Annotated in this window: 18 protein-coding genes; 6 read left to right on the plus strand and 12 right to left on the minus strand. The window is 70.4% G+C overall.

Annotation, left to right across the window (positions count from 1 at the left end; genetic code table 11):
• Positions 1-267: 267 nt before the first annotated feature.
• The 10 genes from ACIQ09_RS17635 to ACIQ09_RS17680 form a co-directional block, all read right to left on the minus strand.
• Positions 268-603 (minus strand): AzlD domain-containing protein, encoded by a 336-nt coding sequence (locus ACIQ09_RS17635; RefSeq protein WP_398312914.1) that lies wholly within the window; start codon positions 601-603, stop codon positions 268-270.
• Entirely contained in the window at positions 600-1,301 is a 702-nt protein-coding gene (locus tag ACIQ09_RS17640) for an AzlC family ABC transporter permease (RefSeq protein ID WP_398312917.1), read from the minus strand. The genes ACIQ09_RS17635 and ACIQ09_RS17640 overlap by 4 nt, the downstream gene beginning before the upstream one ends.
• A 75-nt stretch (positions 1,302-1,376) precedes the next feature.
• Positions 1,377-1,799, minus strand: a complete 423-nt coding sequence (locus ACIQ09_RS17645) for an MAPEG family protein (RefSeq protein WP_296408927.1) — start codon at positions 1,797-1,799, stop codon at positions 1,377-1,379.
• A 3-nt stretch (positions 1,800-1,802) separates the two neighbouring features.
• Positions 1,803-2,243, minus strand: a complete 441-nt coding sequence (locus ACIQ09_RS17650; protein ID WP_398312921.1) for a GNAT family N-acetyltransferase — start codon at positions 2,241-2,243, stop codon at positions 1,803-1,805.
• 90 nt (positions 2,244-2,333) lie between these two features.
• Positions 2,334-2,750 carry a hypothetical protein gene (locus tag ACIQ09_RS17655; RefSeq protein ID WP_398312924.1) on the minus strand — a complete coding sequence of 139 codons (417 nt, stop codon included), beginning with the start codon at positions 2,748-2,750 and terminating at the stop codon, positions 2,334-2,336.
• Entirely contained in the window at positions 2,747-5,896 is a 3,150-nt protein-coding gene (locus ACIQ09_RS17660; RefSeq protein WP_398312927.1) for an efflux RND transporter permease subunit, read from the minus strand. Before ACIQ09_RS17660 ends, ACIQ09_RS17655 begins: the two co-directional genes overlap by 4 nt.
• Complete coding sequence (locus ACIQ09_RS17665; protein ID WP_398312930.1) at positions 5,893-6,990, minus strand: efflux RND transporter periplasmic adaptor subunit; 1,098 nt, start codon at positions 6,988-6,990, stop codon at positions 5,893-5,895. The genes ACIQ09_RS17660 and ACIQ09_RS17665 overlap by 4 nt, the downstream gene beginning before the upstream one ends.
• Entirely contained in the window at positions 6,987-7,502 is a 516-nt protein-coding gene (locus ACIQ09_RS17670; RefSeq protein ID WP_398312933.1) for a hypothetical protein, read from the minus strand. The genes ACIQ09_RS17665 and ACIQ09_RS17670 overlap by 4 nt, the downstream gene beginning before the upstream one ends.
• Positions 7,499-8,695, minus strand: coding sequence for a TolC family protein (locus ACIQ09_RS17675; RefSeq protein ID WP_398312936.1), 1,197 nt, complete (start codon positions 8,693-8,695; stop codon positions 7,499-7,501). The genes ACIQ09_RS17670 and ACIQ09_RS17675 overlap by 4 nt, the downstream gene beginning before the upstream one ends.
• A gap of 103 nt (positions 8,696-8,798) precedes the next feature.
• Positions 8,799-9,185, minus strand: a complete 387-nt coding sequence (locus tag ACIQ09_RS17680; RefSeq protein WP_398312939.1) for a hypothetical protein — start codon at positions 9,183-9,185, stop codon at positions 8,799-8,801.
• A gap of 102 nt (positions 9,186-9,287) precedes the next feature.
• Here ACIQ09_RS17680 and ACIQ09_RS17685 point away from each other — a divergent pair, with 102 nt between their 5' ends.
• From ACIQ09_RS17685 to ACIQ09_RS17710, 6 genes are all read left to right on the plus strand, one after another.
• Positions 9,288-9,503: a VF530 family protein gene (locus ACIQ09_RS17685; protein ID WP_296408937.1), complete on the plus strand. Its 216-nt coding sequence runs from the start codon at positions 9,288-9,290 to the stop codon at positions 9,501-9,503.
• A 22-nt stretch (positions 9,504-9,525) separates the two neighbouring features.
• The gene (locus ACIQ09_RS17690; RefSeq protein ID WP_398312943.1) at positions 9,526-10,164 is read left to right on the plus strand and encodes a trimeric intracellular cation channel family protein; all 639 of its coding nucleotides are present in this window, start codon (positions 9,526-9,528) and stop codon (positions 10,162-10,164) included.
• Positions 10,165-10,208: 44 nt separating this feature from the next.
• The gene (locus tag ACIQ09_RS17695; protein ID WP_398312946.1) at positions 10,209-11,087 is read left to right on the plus strand and encodes a pirin family protein; all 879 of its coding nucleotides are present in this window, start codon (positions 10,209-10,211) and stop codon (positions 11,085-11,087) included.
• Between the two features lie 61 nt (positions 11,088-11,148).
• Positions 11,149-12,216: an alkene reductase gene (locus ACIQ09_RS17700; RefSeq protein ID WP_398312949.1), complete on the plus strand. Its 1,068-nt coding sequence runs from the start codon at positions 11,149-11,151 to the stop codon at positions 12,214-12,216.
• 289 nt (positions 12,217-12,505) lie between these two features.
• Complete coding sequence (locus ACIQ09_RS17705; protein ID WP_398312952.1) at positions 12,506-12,949, plus strand: Hsp20/alpha crystallin family protein; 444 nt, start codon at positions 12,506-12,508, stop codon at positions 12,947-12,949.
• Positions 12,950-12,961: 12 nt separating this feature from the next.
• On the plus strand, positions 12,962-13,348 hold the full coding sequence (locus ACIQ09_RS17710; protein ID WP_398312955.1) for an Hsp20/alpha crystallin family protein: 387 nt from the start codon (positions 12,962-12,964) through the stop codon (positions 13,346-13,348).
• 9 nt (positions 13,349-13,357) lie between these two features.
• Here ACIQ09_RS17710 and ACIQ09_RS17715 read toward each other — a convergent pair whose 3' ends face one another.
• Positions 13,358-16,084, minus strand: a complete 2,727-nt coding sequence (locus ACIQ09_RS17715) for an ABC transporter substrate-binding protein (RefSeq protein WP_398312961.1) — start codon at positions 16,082-16,084, stop codon at positions 13,358-13,360.
• Positions 16,085-16,203: 119 nt separating this feature from the next.
• On the minus strand, positions 16,204-17,112 hold the full coding sequence (locus ACIQ09_RS17720) for a LysR family transcriptional regulator (RefSeq protein WP_398312958.1): 909 nt from the start codon (positions 17,110-17,112) through the stop codon (positions 16,204-16,206).
• Between the last annotated feature and the right edge of the window lie 504 nt (positions 17,113-17,616).

Genomic DNA, 17,616 nt, shown 5'->3' on the forward strand with positions numbered 1-17,616 from the left:
TTGATCACCTGCATTTCCTCTCCCCTCTGGCGTGCCGACTGGAGGGTTCGGCAGGCGGAAAAAGGGCTGCGCATGTTTGAGCCCGCAGGGCGAGTTTGCGCAGACCCCGCCTGACGGACCCGGAAAGAGGGCACCCCCGAAGGGGGCGCGACAGCGGGGTACGTTTTCTTGCCTTCTTCTTTGTCGTACAACAAAGAAGAAGGTCGGCCGCCGGGCCGAGACCCGGCCAACGTTACGCCAAACACCAGCACCCCGCCCAGCAAAGGCTCACCCCATCCAAGCCGAAAGCAGCCTCTCCAACCCCCACAACACCCCCATGCCGGCAATGAAGGGCAGCCAGGGATTGCGGAACAGCAGGGCGGCCAGCACCGCGGCCACGGCGGCCGCCAGCCGGGGGCTGAACAGGGTGAGCTCACCGCCCGACACGAAGATGTCCGGCGCCACGATGGCCGCCAGCGCCGCGGCCGGGGCATAACGAAGGGCCTTCTGCAGAGACTCGGGCAGGGCCGCCCGCTCACCCAGCACAATGAAACTGGCCCGTGGCAGAGTCGTCGCCAGGCCAAGCAGGATGAAAAGGCCCCACAGGGTCCAGTCGTAGCTCATGGCAGGTCCTTTCCGCGCCAGCTCTCGGCCGCAAAGCCCGCCGCAATGCCACCCACAATGGCCACGATCACCCCCAGACGCAGGGGCATGCCGCGCAGGGCCACAGCAAGGCCGCCGCCCACCAGGGCCGCCACCAGCATCGGCCGCACCCGGGCCATGGGCACCAGCAGCACGATCAGGGCGATGGTGGCCATGAACTCCAGGGACCAACCCCGCGGGATGGAGCCTGCCGCCATCACCCCGCAGAAGGCAAAGACCTGCCACAGCAGCCAGGACCACAGGGACGGCCCCAGGTAATAGCCCAGGCGCCAGCGCGGATCCGGATGGGACAGCATCTTCTCCAGGCAAGTGGCAAAGGCCCCGTCGGTGAGCAGGTGACCAGACAGCCAGCGCGCCCCCAGGGGCACGCCATGAAAACCCCGGGCAATGGCGGCACTGAAAATGATGAAGCGCAGGTTGAGCACGAAGGCGGTGATCACGATCAGCCATACCGGCGAACCGGCGGCGATGAGCGGCAGGGTGCCGAGCTGGGCCGTGCCGGCGAACACGATCACGTTCATGCCCATGGCCTGCAGCGGCGTGAAGCCCACCCCGGCCATGGTCAGGCCGGTGACCAGCGCCCAGGGGATGAGGCCGACGGACAGGGGCAGGAAGGCGCGAAAGCCCTCCCGCAAGCCGTCCCGGAAACTCGGGGACATGCCCACTCCTTTCAGAATCGAGCAGGCGACCTTAGCACGCGAGGGGGCGTGGGGCTGTCCGGGTTAACGTGAAGGTCAACCCGCCGCCACTACGCCTTGAAAGGTCAGCCCCCACAACGCCAGCAACACGAAGTTGCTCAGGGCAAAGGCCGCCAGCCGATGATAGACGTCGTTGTAGCTCAGATGGATCAGGCTGTGCACCACCCGCAGCCCTACATACGCCCACGCCAGCCCCAGTTGCAGGGCCGAATGCTGGCCGGTCACGAACGCGATCAGGCCGACCACGTAGAACAGCACCGGCAACTCCAGGAGGTTCATGTAGTTGCGGTTGGGCAGGCACACCTCCGGCGGCACGGCGGCCGATTCGCCGAAGCGGAAATCGGCTGGCTTCACCCGCCCGGCCAGGCCGGCGCCAATGCGCCGGTAGGCAATCAGCACCAGAATCAGAAGGGTCCACCCGGACAAGGCGAACAAGGGATACAGGATGGACGCCTTCATGGCTCAGGCCTGCCCGTCGGCAGGGGGCAGGAGCGCGAAGAAGTGGAAGGCCGACTTGTGCATACCCTCGCGCTCGTAGAAACGGTGGGCGTCGGTGCGCTGCAGGCCGGAATCCAGGTGCAGCCGGGCGCAGCCCCTGTCCCGGGCAAACTGGCGCAGCCACGCCAGCATGGCCGCCCCATAGCCGCGCGAACGCAGCTCGGGTGCCGTGACGAGATCATCGACGTAAAGAAAAGGCCCCCGCGCCAGGCTGTCGCCGAGGCGAAAACCCGCCACCACCGCCACGCGCTCACCCTCAAGCCCGTAGGCCAGCCCATAGCCGGTCAGGGCCAGGCTGCGGACCCGGGCAACGAAACCCGCCTCCTGCAGATCCGGACGCAGGACCTGCATCACCGCAAAACAGGCGGCGATCTCTGCGTCCGTAGACGCCACACGCACTTCCATCCCTCTTCCCCTTCAGACGCCGGGCGCCCCGGCCAGCGCGACACGGTAAAGGTATCGCTCTGGCATGGCAACAGGGGGGTGCGCCACTGTTCAGCGTGGCTTGAAGGGCTCGAAGCGGGCGGTTTCGGTCTTGCCGTCGGCAAAGCGCAGGCTGACCAGAGCCTTGGTGGCCGGGTCGGCGGTGTAGAGGGCCGTACCTTCCAGCCGGTCACCGGCCGGGGCCAGCGTCACCGTGACCTTGCCGGCCGGGGCCAGCAGCACCACGCTGCCGCTGGCCCCGGCGGGGGCGATCTTGCCGCCGCCGTGGTCGGAGAGATAGACCTTCACCGACGCCGGCTTGCCGCCCCGGGCGTCCCGGGCCAGCACCAGTTCGATGTGATAGGCCCCGGCCATGCGCAGCTGGCCGCCGTGGGGGGCCTGCATGGCATCCAGGGTGGCGTCGTCGTGGGCCAGGGCCGGAGTGGCCGCAACCAGGGCGGCGGCAAGAGTGAGGACAAGACGTTTCATGGCGTGACTCCTTTGACGGGGTTTTGGGAAGGGACGGCACTCGCCGCCACAGGGGTTTCAATCAGGGCCGGCGCGCCATAGCGGCGGAACAGCAGGGGTGTCAGCAGGGTATCAAGCAGGGTCGAGCTGACCAGGCCGCCGAAGATCACCACCGCCACCGGGTGCAGGATCTCCTTGCCCGGTGCATCGGCGGCCAGCAGCAGGGGCACCAGGGCCAGGGCCGCGGTGAGGGCGGTCATCAGCACCGGGGTCAGGCGCTCCCGCGCCCCGCGCAGGATCAGGGCATCGCCGAAGGGCTCGCCCTCTTCATGGTGCAGATGCAGGTAGTGGCTGATCTTGAGGATGCCGTTGCGGGTGGCGATGCCGGTGAGGGTGACAAAGCCCACCAGCGCCGCCACCGACAGGGGCTGGCCGGACAGCCACAGGGCCAGCACCGCCCCCACCAGGGCAGCGGGGATGCCGACCATCACCATGGCCACCAGGCGCACCGAGCGGTAGCGCCCGTACAGCACCAGGAAGACCAGCGCCAGGGACAGGGCCGCCAGCCAGGCGATGCGCGCCTGGGCATCCTCCTGGGCCTGGAACTGCCCTTCGATGCGCACCGACACGCCCTGGGGCAGCGGCATGTCGGCCACCATCCCGCGCATCTGCGCCACCGCATCGGAGAGGCTGCCGGCCACGTTGGCCGACACCACGATGCGGCGCCGGCCGTTGTCGCGGGCGATCTGGTTGGGCCCGTCGCCCTCCTCGATGCGGGCCAGCTGGCCGAGGGGCACGCTACCGCCCCCGGGCACAGCCACGGGCATCGTCGTCAGGCGCCCGGGGTCGCGCTGGCCATCGGGCAGGCGGATCACCAGGTCGAAGCGCCGCGCCCCGTCCACCACCTCGCCCACCCGCTCGCCGCCCACCAGGCGCGCCACCACGCCGAGCACCTCGGCCGGCGCCACGCCGTGGGCCGCCAGGGCCGGATAGTCCAGCACCACCCGCAGCTGGGGGATGCGCACCTGCTTCTCGATCTGCAGGTCGGCGATGCCCGGAATGGCGGCAAAGCGCCCGCGCAGGTCTTCGGCCAGGCCACGGATCTGGTCCAGGTCGTCGCCCTGCACCTTCACCGCAATCTGCGCCCGCACCCCCGACAGCAGGTGATCAAGGCGGTGGGCGATCGGCTGCCCCACCGACACGCTGGCCGGCAGGCGCGCCAGGCGCGCCCGGATGTCGGCGATGACCTCGGCCCGCGGCCGGCCGTCGGCGCGCAGATCCACCTCCAGCTCGGAGCTGTGCACGCCCTCGGCATGCTCGTCCAGCTCGGCGCGGCCGGTGCGCCGGCCCACCTGCAGCACCTCGGGCACCCCGCGCACCAGGGTTTCGGCGAGCTGCCCGATGCGGGTGGATTCGGCCAGGGACACGCCGGGCTGGAGCAGCACGTTGATGGTCAGGGTGCCCTCGTTGAAGGGAGGCAGGAAGGTACGCGGAAAGAAGGGCACGCTGGCCCCCACCGCCACCACCAGGGCCACGGCCGCCACCAGCACCCGCCCGCTGCGCGGCAGCGCCCAGCCCAGCAGGCGCGCCTGGGCGTCCTTGAGGCGGGTCACCAGCGCCCCGTCGCCATGCCCGAGCTGGGGCATTCCCGGCAGCAGGAAGAAGCACAGCACCGGCGTCACCGTCACCGCCACCGCCAGACTGGCCAGGATGGAAACGATGTAGGCCAGCCCCAGGGGCACGAACAGCCGCCCCTCCATGCCCGGCAGCGCAAACAGGGGCACGAACACCAGCACCACCGTCAGCGTCGCCAGCACCACCCCGGAGCGCACCTCACTGCAGGCCCGGGCGATCACCGTCAGCACCGGCAGCGGCACAGGGCGCTGCCGGTTCTCCTTGAGCCGGCGCAGCACGTTCTCCACATCCACCACCGCGTCGTCCACCAGTTCGCCGATGGCAATCGCCAGGCCCCCCAGGGTCATGGTGTTGATGGACAGGCCCATGGCCCGGAACACCAGCACCGACGCCAGCAGCGACAGGGGAATCGCCACCAGGGAGATCAGCGTGCTGCGGGTGTTCATCAGGAAGGCGAAAAGCACGATGGCCACCAGGATGGCTCCGTCGCGCAGGGCCTCCTCCACATTGCCCAGGGCCGCCTCGATGAAATCCGCCTGACGGAACAGGAAGCGCGGCTTGGCAATGCCCGGCGGCAGGTTGGCGGCCACCTCGTCGAGGGCGGCCTCCACCGCCCGGGTCAGGGCGATGCTGTCGGTGCCGGGCTGCTTCTGCACCGACACGATCACCGCCGGCCGGCCGTCGAAGCCCGCGCTGCCCCGGGCCACCGCCGGGGCAAAGCCCACCTCGGCCACCTGGGAGAGGCGGATCGCCACCCCCCGCGGGCTGCCCACCGGCAGGTTGGCCAGGTCATCGATACGCCGGCTGCGGCCCACCCCGCGCACCAGCCACTCCTGCCCCTGACGCTCCAGAAAGCCCCCCGCGCTGTTCGCGGCAAAGCCCGCCACTGCCGTCTCCAGCTGGTCCAGGCTGATACCCAGGGCGCGCATCTGCGTCGGGTCGGGCATCACCCGCCACTGCTTCACCCCGCCGCCAATGGGGATCACCTGGGCCACGCCGGGCACCGACAACAGCCGCGGGCGCAACACCCAATCGGCGTACTCGCGTACCGCCATCGGGTTGGTGCTGGCCGGGTCGATGGGCAGGGCGATCAGCAGCACCTCGCCCATGATGGAGGCGATGGGCCCCATCTGCGGCGCCACGCCGGCGGGCAGGCGCTCGCGCACCGCGGCCAGGCGTTCGGCCACGCTCTGGCGGTTGCGCCAGATGTTGCTGCCCCAGTCGAACTCCACGTAAACGATGGACAGGCCGATGCCCGACACCGAGCGCACCCGGGTCACCCCGGGCATGCCGTTCATGGCCGTCTCCAGCGGAAAGCTGACCAGCTGCTCGACCTCTTCCGGGGCCATGCCGCCGGCTTCGGTCATCAGGGTCACGGTGGGCTTGTCCAGATCGGGGAAGACATCCACCGGCAGGCTGCGCAGGCCCAGCACACCGGCCACCACCAGGGCCAGCGCCCCGGCCAGCACCAGCACCCGGTTGGCCAGGCTCCAGCCCACCGGGCGGTCGAAGAGATTGGTCGGGGCGCTCACCGCACGCCCCCCAGGAGGTGGGCGCCCTGTACCACCACTCGCTCGCCGGCGGCCAGCCCGCTCACCACCCGCACCCGGCCGGTGTCCAGTGGGGCCACCCGCAGCCGCCGCGGGGCAAAGCGCTCCGGCGCCTCGTGCACCCACACGCTCACGTCCTCGCCGCTGCCGCCAAGGGCCTCGCGGGGCAGCACCAGGGCCTTGCCGGCCGGCCCCTTGAGGCTCGCAAACACCTTCACCGGCTGGCCCACCGCCAGGGGCGGCGCGCCTGCCACGCGGAACAACAGGGGTAAGGTGCCTTCCCGCAGGCCGCGCCCGCCCCCCGCAAAACGCAGTTCGAGGGCAGTGCCGCCCGCCTCGCCGCGGGCCGTATCCAGCCCGGCCACCAGGGCCGGGTCATAGGCAAGGGCCTCGACCATCAGGCGGTCGGGGCGCAGCACCTCGAACAGCTCGGCCCCGGCCTCGACCCGCTGCCCGGTGGTGGCCCGGGCCACGGCGACAATACCTGCCACCGGCGCGCGCAGGGCCTCGCGCCCGTCCAGGGCCGTGCCCAGGGCGGCAAACTGGCGCGCCAGCCCGTCGGCCTCGGCCCGGGCCGCATCGATGTCCTTCTGCGCCACGCTGCCCTCCAGCCGGGCCAGCCGCGCCGCCCGCTGACGGGCAATGCCGAGGCGCGCCTCCACCTCGGCCCGCGCCGCCAGGCGTGCCGACCGTTCCAGGGGCGGCAGGCTGGGGCGCAGCCAGGCCAGCACCTCGCCCGCCTTCACCGCCTGCCCGGGCAGGGGCAGGCCCCGGGGGCCGGCCTCGACGACGCCATCAAAGGGCGCCTGCACACGCCCACCGGCGGAGGGGTCGGCCACCACCCGGCCGCTCAATTCCACGCTGGCCGAGACTTCACTCTCCCGCGCCACCTGGGTACGCAGTTGCCACAGGCGCTGGGAGGCCTTGGCCACCTGCAGCCGGCCATCGGCCAGGCGGCGCGGGGCATCCACCGGCGGGGCCGCCACCGGGACCGTGTCGGCAGCGTGTTGATGGCCTTCATGGGGCAGACCGCTCAGGGGCCACAGCAGGGCCAGGATCAGGACGGCGCGCTTCATGCTGCGGCCCTCCGGCGACGCCACCACAGGCCCAGGGCGGCCACGGCGGCAATGCCACCGGCCACCACCGGCAGCACCGCACGGGGCTCGCCATGATCGGTGCTGCCGGCTTCGGCAGGCAGCACCAGGGTGGCCGGCAGCAGATCCAGCGCCGAGCCGGCCTGCACGGTGAAAACCAGTTGATGATTTCCCGGCCGGGCCAGGCCCGCGGCATCCACCCGGTAGCTGCCGTCGCCGGCCGGCCGGGCCACGCCCTTCCAGGCGCCGGCTTCCACCTCGATCTGCGCGTCGGTGACCGGGGCGTTGTCGCTGCCCCGGTCCAGCCACAGCAGCATCTGTGCGCCGTCCATGGCCGCGACCAGATCAAAGTCGTCGCTGCGCGCTGTGGCGCGGGGTGACCAGCCAGCCTCGGTAGCGGCCGGGGCGGCGCCGTGGTCATGGCCTTCATGGGCCGAGGCCGGCAGGGTGATGAATGACATCGCCAGGGCGGCGATCAGGCTATGGGGGCTCATTCGGCACTTCCCTTCAGGTAGTCGCGCCAGGCCTCGGCCTGTTCGCGGGTGTGGCGGGCGCGGAGGGCCGCGGTGTCGGCATCAAAGGCGGCGGCGCGGGCCCGCAGCAGGGCCTCCAGAGGGCGCTCGCCGAGGCGCCAGGCCGTGTCGGCCAGGCCCAGGTTGTCGGCGGCCAGGCGCTGGCGGGCCCGGGCAGCCTCTTCCAGGCGGGCCGCGGTGGCCAGCTGGTCGGCAGCCTGGGCCCGGTCCTGCTCGAACTGGCTGCGCAGCTGCTCGGCGGCCACGGCGCGCTCGGTCACGGCAGCAATGGCCGCCGCCTCCCGGGCCGCCGTGCGCGGGGCCGAGGCCAGCGGAATGACCAGGCGCAGGCTGATCGAATCGCCATACTCGGCGCCGCTGGCGTCGCGCTCCCGGCGCAGGCGCAGGCCCACCTCCGGGTTGTCGCGCAGGCTCTGGCGGGTGGTGGCGAGGCGTGCCTGGGCCAGGGCCGTGGCCTCCCGGGCAGCCACCAGCCCGGGGTGGGGGGCGCCAACGGCCTCGGCGGGCACGATTTCCAGATTAGGGGGCGGCGGGCTGCCGGCCAGCACCTGGAAGCGGCGGGCCAGCTCCCTCGCCGTCAGGTCCTGCTCGGCCACGGCGGCTTCGGCGGCCAGGCGTTCCGATTCCGCCAGGTTGAGATCGAAGCGGGGCGCCTCCCCGGCCGTGACGCGCCGGGCCAGGTCGTCGGCGAGCTGGCGGGCCACTGTCAGGCGGTGCTCGGCCAGGCCGGCCTGGCCCCGGGCCAGCAGCCAGGCCAGGCGGGTGTCCACCAGGCGGCGCGCCAGCTCAAGGCGCAGGGCCGCGCGCTCGGCGTCGAGGGCGCGCAGGGCGGTGCCGGCCTCGTCCCGGCGGGCGGCCGCCTGGCCGGGCAGCCACACGGGCTGGGCATATTCCAGCTCCCACTCCTGGCGGCCGCGGTTGTCGAAGGGGCGGTCATTGCGGTTGGCGATACCCACCGATCCGGGGCCGGGGGTCCATCCGGCGGCCACCTCGGCCAGGGCGGAGACCTCGTCCCGGCGGGCATCCAGGGCCCGGGCGCGGGGGTCACGCTGCCAGGCGGCATCGAGCAACTCGGTCAGGCTCGCGGCGGCGGGCCGTGCCGTCGCCGCCAGGGCGCAGCACAGCAGTACAAAAAGGGCGAACAGGCGTCGCATGAAATCCTCGCAGAGAAACGATGGAGAACATGCGGACGGCAGGTGGCGCGGCCCGGAGGCTACGCATCAAACGGGGGAAAAGCGCGAAAGACTGCCGTCCGCGTCAGGCGGCGGCAGCTCTGGGGGGACGGTCGGGCTGGGGCGGAACGCGGGTTGCGCTCGGGGGCAGATCCCGCGCCACCCGCACCGGGCTGAAGGCCACGGCGCCGGGAACAACGGGTAGGGAGAACAGGGAGAACAGGGAGAAGGCCACATGGTGGCACACGCTGCAGTCGTCGCAGCAGGCATCGGCCGCTGCCGGGGCGTCGGGCGACGGATCAGCGGCCGCCGCGGCCATGGCTTCGAGGCAGTGCACATGCTCACCCGCGTCGGCCTGCGCCACGGCCACCTGCGCGTCGGCCACGTGCCGGCACAGGGGCGCGAGGCTGCCTGCCATCGCCTGGAGGGGCAGCAGGAGCATCAGCAGCAGGATGAGAACACGACGCAGCAAGAGGGCAACTCGCAAAATCAACGGCGGGATTGTAGCCGGGCTCTTGGCAGAGCGTGCAAACAGGATCAAAGTTCCCGCCGCCCGCCCACGAATCTTCTCCCCATGACCGACCAACCCAACAACCCCCTCCACGGCATCACCCTCGAAAGCATGCTCACCGAACTGGTGGAGCGCTACGGCTGGGACAGCCTGGGCAACCAGGTGAACATCCGCTGTTTCCAGTTCGAGCCGAGCATCAAGTCCAGCCTCAAGTTCTTGCGCCGCACCCCCTGGGCCCGCGCCGAAGTCGAGGCCCTGTACCTGAGACAGCGGCGCTGACCCTGCCCGGAAGCCAGCACCCATGGCCGCCGAGTTTCACGTCCCGGTCTATTTCGATTACCTGGCCACCTTCAGCTGGGCCCTCTCCGGCGCCATCGTGGCCCTGCGCAAGCGCTGCGACATCGTCGGTCTGTTCGTGCTGGCCCTGCTCACCTCGGTGGGCGGCAGCATCCTGCGCGACGGGCTGTTCCTGCAACGCACCCCGCCGGTGCTCACCGATCCGGTCTACCTGCCGCTGATCACCCTGGCCACCCTGCTCATCGCCCTGCTCCACCAGCGCATTGCCAATCTGCCGGTGGTGGACAAGCTGGTCAGCACCATCGACGCCGTCGGCACCCCGGCCTTTGCGGTGGTGGGCATGCAGCTGGCCCTGGGGGCCGGCATCCCGCTGCCCGGGGTGGTGCTGGTGGGGGCGGTGAGCGGGGTGGGCGGCGGCGTGCTGCGCGACGTGATCGTCCGCGACGTTCCCTTCATCCTCCAGCCCGGCCAGTTCTTCGCCGTGGTGCTGCTGATGGCCAACCTGGCCTTCCTGGCCCTGACCCTGGCCTTCGGGGTGGATACCGTGCCCGCCGCCTGGGCCACCATCGCCCTGTTCTTCGTGGTGCGCATGCTCACCATGCGCTACAACTGGCAGACCCGCCCCCTGCTGCGGAACGAATAGGCCGCCCGCCCCCTCCATACCGGACAGCCCGAAGGAGCCCCCCCATGCCGCCGATCGAACGCATCACCCCGCGCAGCGCCGACCTGGGCGAAGGCCTGCACGTGCGCCGCGCCCTGCCCACCCGCGAACGCCGCATGATCGGCGCCTGGTGCTTCCTCGACCACGCCGGACCGGTGGATTTCGGCCCCGGCGGCGGCATGCACGTGGGCGCCCACCCGCACACGGCCCTGCAGACCTTCACCTGGCTGATCGACGGCGAAGTCCTGCACCGGGACAGCCTGGGCAACGAGCAGGTGATCCGCCCCGGGCAGGTGAACCTGATGACCGCCGGCCACGGCATCGTGCATACCGAAGACTCCCTGCCCGAAGCCCGCCGCCTGCACGCCGCCCAGCTGTGGATCGCCCTGCCACCGGAACACGCCGACTGCCCGCCGGCCTTTGAACATCACCCGGTCCTGCCCCAGTGGGCGCAGGACGGCTGCACCCTGACCCTGCTGGCCGGGCGCCACGGCGAGCGCCAGTCACCGGCACGCCTGCACTCGCCCCTGATCGGGCTGGACATCTGTAGCAGCGGCGAAGCCTGGCTGACACTGCCCCTCGACCCCGGCTTCGAATACGGCATCTTGCCCCTGGAGGGCAGCCTGCGCATCGGCGACGAGACCTTCGACAGCGATGCCTTTGCCTGCTTCGCGCCGGGCGCCGACAGCATCCATCTGGAACTCGCCGCCCACACCCGCCTGCTGGTCATCGGCGGCGTGCCCTTCGCCCAGCCGGTGCTCATGGCCTGGAACTTCGTCGGCCACAGCCGGGAGGCCATCGCCGCCGCCCAGCGCGACTGGGAAGCCGGCAACCCACGCTTCGGCGCCGTCGCGGGCAGCACCCGCCGCCTGGTCGCGCCGCCCCTGCCGTGGATCGGCCACTGACACCTCACCCCCAACACCCACCCCCTGCCACCGCCCGTTCAACTCCGGAGAACACCTGCCCATGTCCGCTCTGTTTCAGCCCCTGAAGGCCGGCGCCGTAACGCTGCCCAACCGCATCCTGATGGCTCCCCTGACCCGCTGCCGGGCCGAGGAAGACCACGTGCCCGGCGACCTGATGGCCACCCACTACGCCCAGCGCGCCAGTGCCGGCCTGCTCATCGCCGAGGCCACCATGGCCATGGAGGGCAACTCCGCCTTCTGGCACGAGCCGGGCATCCACTCGGCAGCCCAGGTGGCCGGCTGGAAGCAGGTGACCGACGCAGTGCACAAGGCCGACGGGCGCATCTTCCTGCAAGTCTGGCACGGCGGCCGGGCCTGCCACCCGCTGCTCAACAATGGCGCCCAGCCCGTCGCCCCCAGCGCCCTGCCCATCCGCAACGACGAGGTGCACACCCCCGAAGGCAAGAAGCCCTACGTCACCCCCCGCGCCCTCGCCGATGACGAGCTGCCGGGCATCGTCGCCGGCTTCCGCAAGGCCGCCGAGAACGCCCTCGCCGCCGGCTTCGACGGCATCGAGGTGCATGGCGCCAACGGCTACCTGCTGGACGAATTCCTGCGCGACGGCAGCAACACCCGCAGCGGCCCCTACGGCGGCCCCATCGAGAACCGCGCGCGCCTGATGCTGGAAGTGCTCGACGCCTGCGTTGGCGTGTGGGGCGAAGGCCGTGTCGGCCTGCGCCTGTCGCCCCTCAACAGCTACAACGACATGCTCGACAGCGACCCGGTGGGGCTCATCACCTGGCTTGCCCAGCGCCTCAACGACCACCCGCTGGCCTACCTGCACGTGATGCGCGGCGACTTCTTCGGCCAGCAGCAGGGCGACGTGCTGACCCCGGCCCGGGCCCACTACAAGGGTGTGCTGATCGGCAACATGGGCTACACCCCGCAAGAGGCCGCCGGCGCCATCGAAAGCGGGCAGCTCGACGCCGTGGCCTTCGGCACCGCCTTCCTCGCCAACCCCGACCTCCCCGCCCGCATCAGGGCCGGCGCCAGCCTCAACAAGCCCCACCCCGCCACCTTCTACTCCCCCGGCCCCGAGGGCTACACCGACTACCCCTTCATGCAGTAAGCGTCAGGCCCCACCCTGTGGGGTCAAACTGATCCTCAAAACCCCCGCCTGACGCTCGGCGCGACCTGCCAGGGCGACTCGTAGGGGCGACTCGTAGGGGCGACTTCAGTCGCCCGCGGACTGTGATCAAGGGCATGTCGGTGATCAACGCACGATGGGCGACTGAAGTCGCCCCTACGGGCCCTCCAGCCAGCTTCACGCGGGCTCTTGAAACCTGCAGACGCGGTTCCCATATCGGAGACAGGGGTAGCCACGGTGTGCTGCCCGCGTCAGACGAGGAGGAGTCCGCATGTTTTACCGATCCCTGTTTCCCCGTGACGTGTTCGCCGAGCTGGACCGGATCCAGCGTGGCCTGCAGCAAGGGGGTGGCGACCTGTCGCCGAGCATTCGCGGCAGTGCCCGGGGTGGCTACCCGGCCATGAACGTGGGCAGCACGGCCCGCTCCGTGGAGATCTACGCCTTCGCCCCCGGCATCGACCCGACCAGCCTGGATGTGCAGCTGGAGAAAGGTGTGCTGACCATTGCCGGCGAGCGTGCCAGCGTGCTGCCGCCCAAGGACGCCCCGGCCACGGTACATATCGACGAGCGCTTCTCGGGCCGCTTCCGCCGGGTGGTGACCCTGCCCGACGACGTGGACCCGAACGCCGTTGAAGCCCGCTACACCGACGGCGTGGTGCATGTGAGCGTGCAGCGCAAGGCCGCCAGCCAGCCCCGTCGCATCCCCGTCCAGTAAGGAGAGCCGACCATGAGTGACAACACCCAACTGCGCCAGCCCGCCCAGACCGAGGCCACCCGTGCCACCGAAGCCCTGCTGCCCCCCGTGGATGTGATTGAGGATGGCGCCGGCATCACCCTCCATGCCGACCTGCCCGGCGTCTCCCGGGACAGGCTGCACCTGCACGTGGAAGCCGACACCCTGACCATCGAGGGCGAGATCGCCCTGCCCGCTCCGGAAGGGCTGGAGTCCATTCACTCGGAGGTCGGGCTGTCGGTGTACCGGCGGGTATTCACCCTGTCCAAGGAGCTCGACGCCGACCGGGTGGCCGCCGAATTCAGCCAGGGGGTGCTGACCCTGCGCATCCCCAAGGTGGAACACGCCCAGCCCCGGCGCATCCCCATCCAGGTGGGCTGAAGGCCGCCGCTACATGCCGCTGAGGTGCCGCTCCAGCCACTTGAGCACGACCTGCTGCAGCAGGTCGGGCTCGACGGGCTTGGGGATGAAGTCGTTCATGCCCACCTGGAAGCAGCGCGCCCGGTCTTCGGCAAAGGCGTTCGCCGTCATGGCGACGATGGGCGTGCCGGCCCGCCCCGGCAGGGCGCGGATCTGCAGGGTGGCCTGCAGGCCGTCGAGGCGCGGCATCTGCATGTCCATCAGGATCAGCGCGTAGTCGGTGGCGGTGGCCATCTCCACCGCCACCTGGCCGTCCTCGGCGGTGTCGATGAGCAGGCCGGTTTCGGCCAGCATCTCCACGGCGATCTCCCGGTTGATCTCATCGTCCTCCACCAGCAGGATGCGCTGCCCGGCAAAGCGCTCGCCGAGCAAGGCCTCCGCCTCGTCCGGGTCGGGCAGCAAGCCGGTCACGGGCTGAAACACGCCCCGGGCGAGGCGGGCGGTGAACCAGAAGGTGCTGCCCACCCCCGGCTCGCTCGACACCCCGGCCGCGCCGCCCATCAGCGCCGCCAGCTTGCGGGTGATGGCCAGCCCGAGGCCGGTGCCGCCGTACTCCCGGGTGGTCGAGCTGTCGGCCTGCTCGAAGGCCCAGAAGATCTGCCCGAGCTTGTCCGGGGCGATGCCGATCCCCGTGTCCTCCACCTCGAAACGCACCAGCAGGCCGGCGGCGTTCTCCTCCACCAGCCGGGTGCGGAAGTGGACGCGCCCGCCTTGGCCGGTGAACTTGACCGCGTTGCTGCCATAGTTGAGCAGGGCCTGCTGCAGGCGGGTCGGGTCGCCCAGCACGGGTGGCAGCCCCTGCTGCAGATCCACGGCGAGCACCAGGCCCTTGGCCACGGCCCGGTCGTGGAGCATGGCGACCACGTTGTGCACCACGGCGTCCACCACCACGCCGGTGCGCTCCAGGCTCAGCTTGCCGGCCTCGATCTTGGAGAGGTCGAGCACCGCGTTGAGGATCTCCAGCAGGTGCTGCCCGGCGGTCTCGATCTTGTCCAGGCGCTCGGCCTGATCGTCGCTCACCCCGGAGCGGCGCAGCAGGTGAGTCATGCCGATGATGGCGTTGAGGGGGGTGCGGATCTCGTGGCTGGTATTGGCCAGGAAGGCGCTCTTGGCCCGGCTGGCCGCCTCGGCCGCCTCCTTGGCGTGGGCCAGCTCCATGGTGCGCAGGGCCACCTGCTCTTCGAGCAGGCTGCGGTGGGCGGCGAGCTCCTGCTCCATCACCCGCCGGGCCGTCACATCCTGGCCGATGCACAGCAGGCCGGCGAGGCTCCCGTCGGGCCGCCGGATGGCCCGGTTGGCCCAGCGCACATACACCCGCCGGCCGTCCCGGGTGAGGTTCTCGTTCTCGTTGTGCTCGCCGCTGGCCGGGTCGGTGATGATGGCGCTCAGCATTTCGCCCAGGTCACGGCCGCTGCGCTCATCCCGCGCCGGCAGGATGGTACCGATCACACTGCGGCCCACGATCTCGGCGGCGGCATAGCCGAAGAAGCGCTCGGCGCATTCGTTGAAATAAGTCACCGTGCCGTCGGGCGACAGACGCAGGATCAGGGCGTTGGCGTTCTCCACCAGCTCCCGGTACTGGGCCTCGCGGGTCTGCAGGGCCTGCTCGGCGGCCTCCCGCTCCCCCATCTCGCCCCGCAGCGCCTGGTTGAGCCCGCGCACCTTGGCCACCACACCCAGCGCCACCACCAGGGCCAGCAAGGAGGCCACGAGGGCCCCCACCAGCCAGGGCGGCACCCGCGCCGACGGCTGCGGGTCGTACAGAAAGTCCCCCAGCTCGAAATCCTTGGGCAGCTTGCCCTGGCGCACATACACATCCACCACGTGACGCCAGCGGCCCGGGCTCATGTAACCCGCCTCCACGATGTCCGGGCGTGTCAGCTCCAGGATCTGGGCCGCCTCGAAAAGCAGGTGCTCCCGCGACTTGCCCTGGGTGTTGTAGCCGGCAATGATCTGGTCGGTCAGCTCATCCGGATGGGCCAGCGCATACACCAGGCCGCGCAGGGTCGCCTCACGGAAGGCGGCTACCACCTCCGGCCGCGCCGCTACGGCAGAGCGGGACGTGAACAGCATGTTGCCGAACAGGTCGATGCCCGCCGAGCGCGGTGTCAGCAAGAGAAACTGGTGCTCCCGTCCGCGGATCAGAAAGGGCTCGTTGGACAGGTAGACGGCCTCCGCTGCCACCTTGCCCGCCTCCAGCGGGCCGAGGGTCCAGTCAGACTGGTCCACCAGCTGGATCTGCTCACTGGGCAGGCCGGAGGCCCGCAGGAAAGCCTCGATCTCGTCGCGGGTGTGGGGGTCTATGGACACCGGCCGGCCGGCCAGATCGAGCACACTCTGCACCCCGACCACCTTGGAGGCCAGCAGGGCCACCGGAGAATGCTGCATCATCGTGGCCAACACCACCACCGGTTGGCCGCGGGCCCGGTCTACCACCAGGGCCGAGGTGCCCACCCCGAAGTCGGCACGCCCCTCGACCACCTCCTTCACCACATCGACGCCGGGCCCGCCCTCTACAATACGCACCTCCAGCCCGGCCGCCTTGTAATAGCCCTGACGCTCGGCGGCATAGAAAGCCGCAAACTCGAACTGATGCTTCCAGTTGAGCTGCACCACCACCGGCTGGGCAGCCTGCGCCGGCACCCCGACGCAGGACACCAGCACACACAGCCACACGCACAATCGTCCCAAATACACAGGCAAGCCACTCTCTCCCCAACCCATGCGCAGCACGGGCCTTGATGTTTCCGTTCAGGACCTGGGCGTGATCTTAGCCTTCACTTCCACAGGTGGCGAGAACCACCGATGCCCCTGGCCTAGCGCCGGCTCTCGGCGTGGCCCGGGTAGGCAATGATGGTGTCAATCAGGGCCTGGGTGAAGCTGGGCAGGGAATCGCCGCGCCGGGTCAGCACGTAGCGCTCGCGGACGGCCCAGCTCTCATCGAGGGGCTTGGTGACGATCTTCATGGTGCGGCTATGCCGGCGGGCTGCCGACTCGGGGACGATGCCGATGCCCACCCCGGCCTCGACCATCCGGCACACCGACTCGAAGTTGCTCACCTGGACGCGGATGTGCAGCTTGTGGCGGCCCTTCTGCATCAGGGTGTTCACGAAATCCTGCAGGGTGCTGCCATCGTGGAGGCCGATGTAGTCGTAATCCATCATGTCGGCAAAGCACACCGACTCCCGCGCCACCAGGGGGTGCCCCGGCGCCACGGCGAGGATCAGCCGGTCGGTGCTGAAATGGTGCTTCTCCAGCCCGTCCGCATCCACCGCCCCCGACACGATGCCCAGATCGGTGGTGCCATCGAGCACCCCGCGCACGATCTCGGCGGTCAGGCGCTCCTGCAGGTCCACGTCCACCTGAGGGTGGCCCGCCAGAAAGGTCGCCAGCACCTCGGGCATGAACTCGGTCACCGCCGTGGTGTTGGCAAACACCCGGATATGCCCCTGTACCCCCTCGCCAAAGCGCTGCAGATCACCCTTCATGTGCTCGATCTGGCCCAGGATGATGCGCGCGTGCTGCAGCAGGCTCTGCCCTGCCGGCGTCAGGGCCACCCCCCGCGGCGCCCGGTAGAGCAGGCGCACCCCGGCCTGGCTCTCCAGCTCCTTGACCCGCGCGCTCACCGCCGGCAGCGACAGGTGGCTGCGCTCCGCCCCGCGGGTCAGGCTCTTGCTCTCGGCAATGTGGATGAACAGGCGCAGGTCGCGCAGATCGATGTGCATGAAAGACAGTCCGGATGGATCAAGCCCCATAGCGTCGCACGGAGTGGGGGCAAATGTGGGCGTGAATGAACGCAACCCTGCTCCGAAGGGACCGACGCCGGCTGGCAGGACGGTAGGGGCGACTTCAGTCGCCCGCGGGCGTCGATCAGGGGGAGGGACTTCGATCTGGGGTCTGTCTGTGAGCAGCGCGTGGATGGGCGACTGAAGAGGGTGTTGTAAATCCCTTTTCACCCCCGCATTTCACGCCAAACCAGGCTACGCCGGGGTCAATCGGACGCGTAGCGCCGCTGGGCGCCTGCCGGTGAGCCACCCACGCCATTGTCTCGTTGGCGGGCAAAGCCTGCTCAGAGGGCACGCCAATCGCAATACGAGGGCCAAAAAGCGCCGCCGGCGGGCGTACGCCAGCGCCCGCCCGAGGTTATAAGCCGTCAAGTGCAGACGGAACTCCAGGCGGACACGCCTCAAACCGCGGCGGCGGAAGCGGTTCAGGCCCTGGCGCTCGCG

Source organism: Zoogloea sp. (assembly GCF_044344315.1).
GTDB lineage: Bacteria > Pseudomonadota > Gammaproteobacteria > Burkholderiales > Rhodocyclaceae > Zoogloea.

What these genes read in the sequence shown, in the direction of transcription:
- ACIQ09_RS17635 (WP_398312914.1), bottom strand. Translation starts at nt 603, where the DNA reads ATGAGCTACGACTGGACCCTGTGGGGCCTTTTCATCCTGCTTGGCCTG.
- ACIQ09_RS17665 (WP_398312930.1), bottom strand. Translation starts at nt 6,990, where the DNA reads ATGAAGCGCGCCGTCCTGATCCTGGCCCTGCTGTGGCCCCTGAGCGGT.
- ACIQ09_RS17700 (WP_398312949.1), top strand. Translation starts at nt 11,149, where the DNA reads ATGTCCGCTCTGTTTCAGCCCCTGAAGGCCGGCGCCGTAACGCTGCCC.
- ACIQ09_RS17650 (WP_398312921.1), bottom strand. Translation starts at nt 2,243, where the DNA reads ATGGAAGTGCGTGTGGCGTCTACGGACGCAGAGATCGCCGCCTGTTTT.
- ACIQ09_RS17720 (WP_398312958.1), bottom strand. Translation starts at nt 17,112, where the DNA reads ATGCACATCGATCTGCGCGACCTGCGCCTGTTCATCCACATTGCCGAG.
- ACIQ09_RS17645 (WP_296408927.1), bottom strand. Translation starts at nt 1,799, where the DNA reads ATGAAGGCGTCCATCCTGTATCCCTTGTTCGCCTTGTCCGGGTGGACC.
- ACIQ09_RS17710 (WP_398312955.1), top strand. Translation starts at nt 12,962, where the DNA reads ATGAGTGACAACACCCAACTGCGCCAGCCCGCCCAGACCGAGGCCACC.
- ACIQ09_RS17670 (WP_398312933.1), bottom strand. Translation starts at nt 7,502, where the DNA reads ATGAGCCCCCATAGCCTGATCGCCGCCCTGGCGATGTCATTCATCACC.
- ACIQ09_RS17695 (WP_398312946.1), top strand. Translation starts at nt 10,209, where the DNA reads ATGCCGCCGATCGAACGCATCACCCCGCGCAGCGCCGACCTGGGCGAA.
- ACIQ09_RS17675 (WP_398312936.1), bottom strand. Translation starts at nt 8,695, where the DNA reads ATGCGACGCCTGTTCGCCCTTTTTGTACTGCTGTGCTGCGCCCTGGCG.
- ACIQ09_RS17685 (WP_296408937.1), top strand. Translation starts at nt 9,288, where the DNA reads ATGACCGACCAACCCAACAACCCCCTCCACGGCATCACCCTCGAAAGC.
- ACIQ09_RS17640 (WP_398312917.1), bottom strand. Translation starts at nt 1,301, where the DNA reads ATGTCCCCGAGTTTCCGGGACGGCTTGCGGGAGGGCTTTCGCGCCTTC.
- ACIQ09_RS17690 (WP_398312943.1), top strand. Translation starts at nt 9,526, where the DNA reads ATGGCCGCCGAGTTTCACGTCCCGGTCTATTTCGATTACCTGGCCACC.
- ACIQ09_RS17705 (WP_398312952.1), top strand. Translation starts at nt 12,506, where the DNA reads ATGTTTTACCGATCCCTGTTTCCCCGTGACGTGTTCGCCGAGCTGGAC.
- ACIQ09_RS17655 (WP_398312924.1), bottom strand. Translation starts at nt 2,750, where the DNA reads ATGAAACGTCTTGTCCTCACTCTTGCCGCCGCCCTGGTTGCGGCCACT.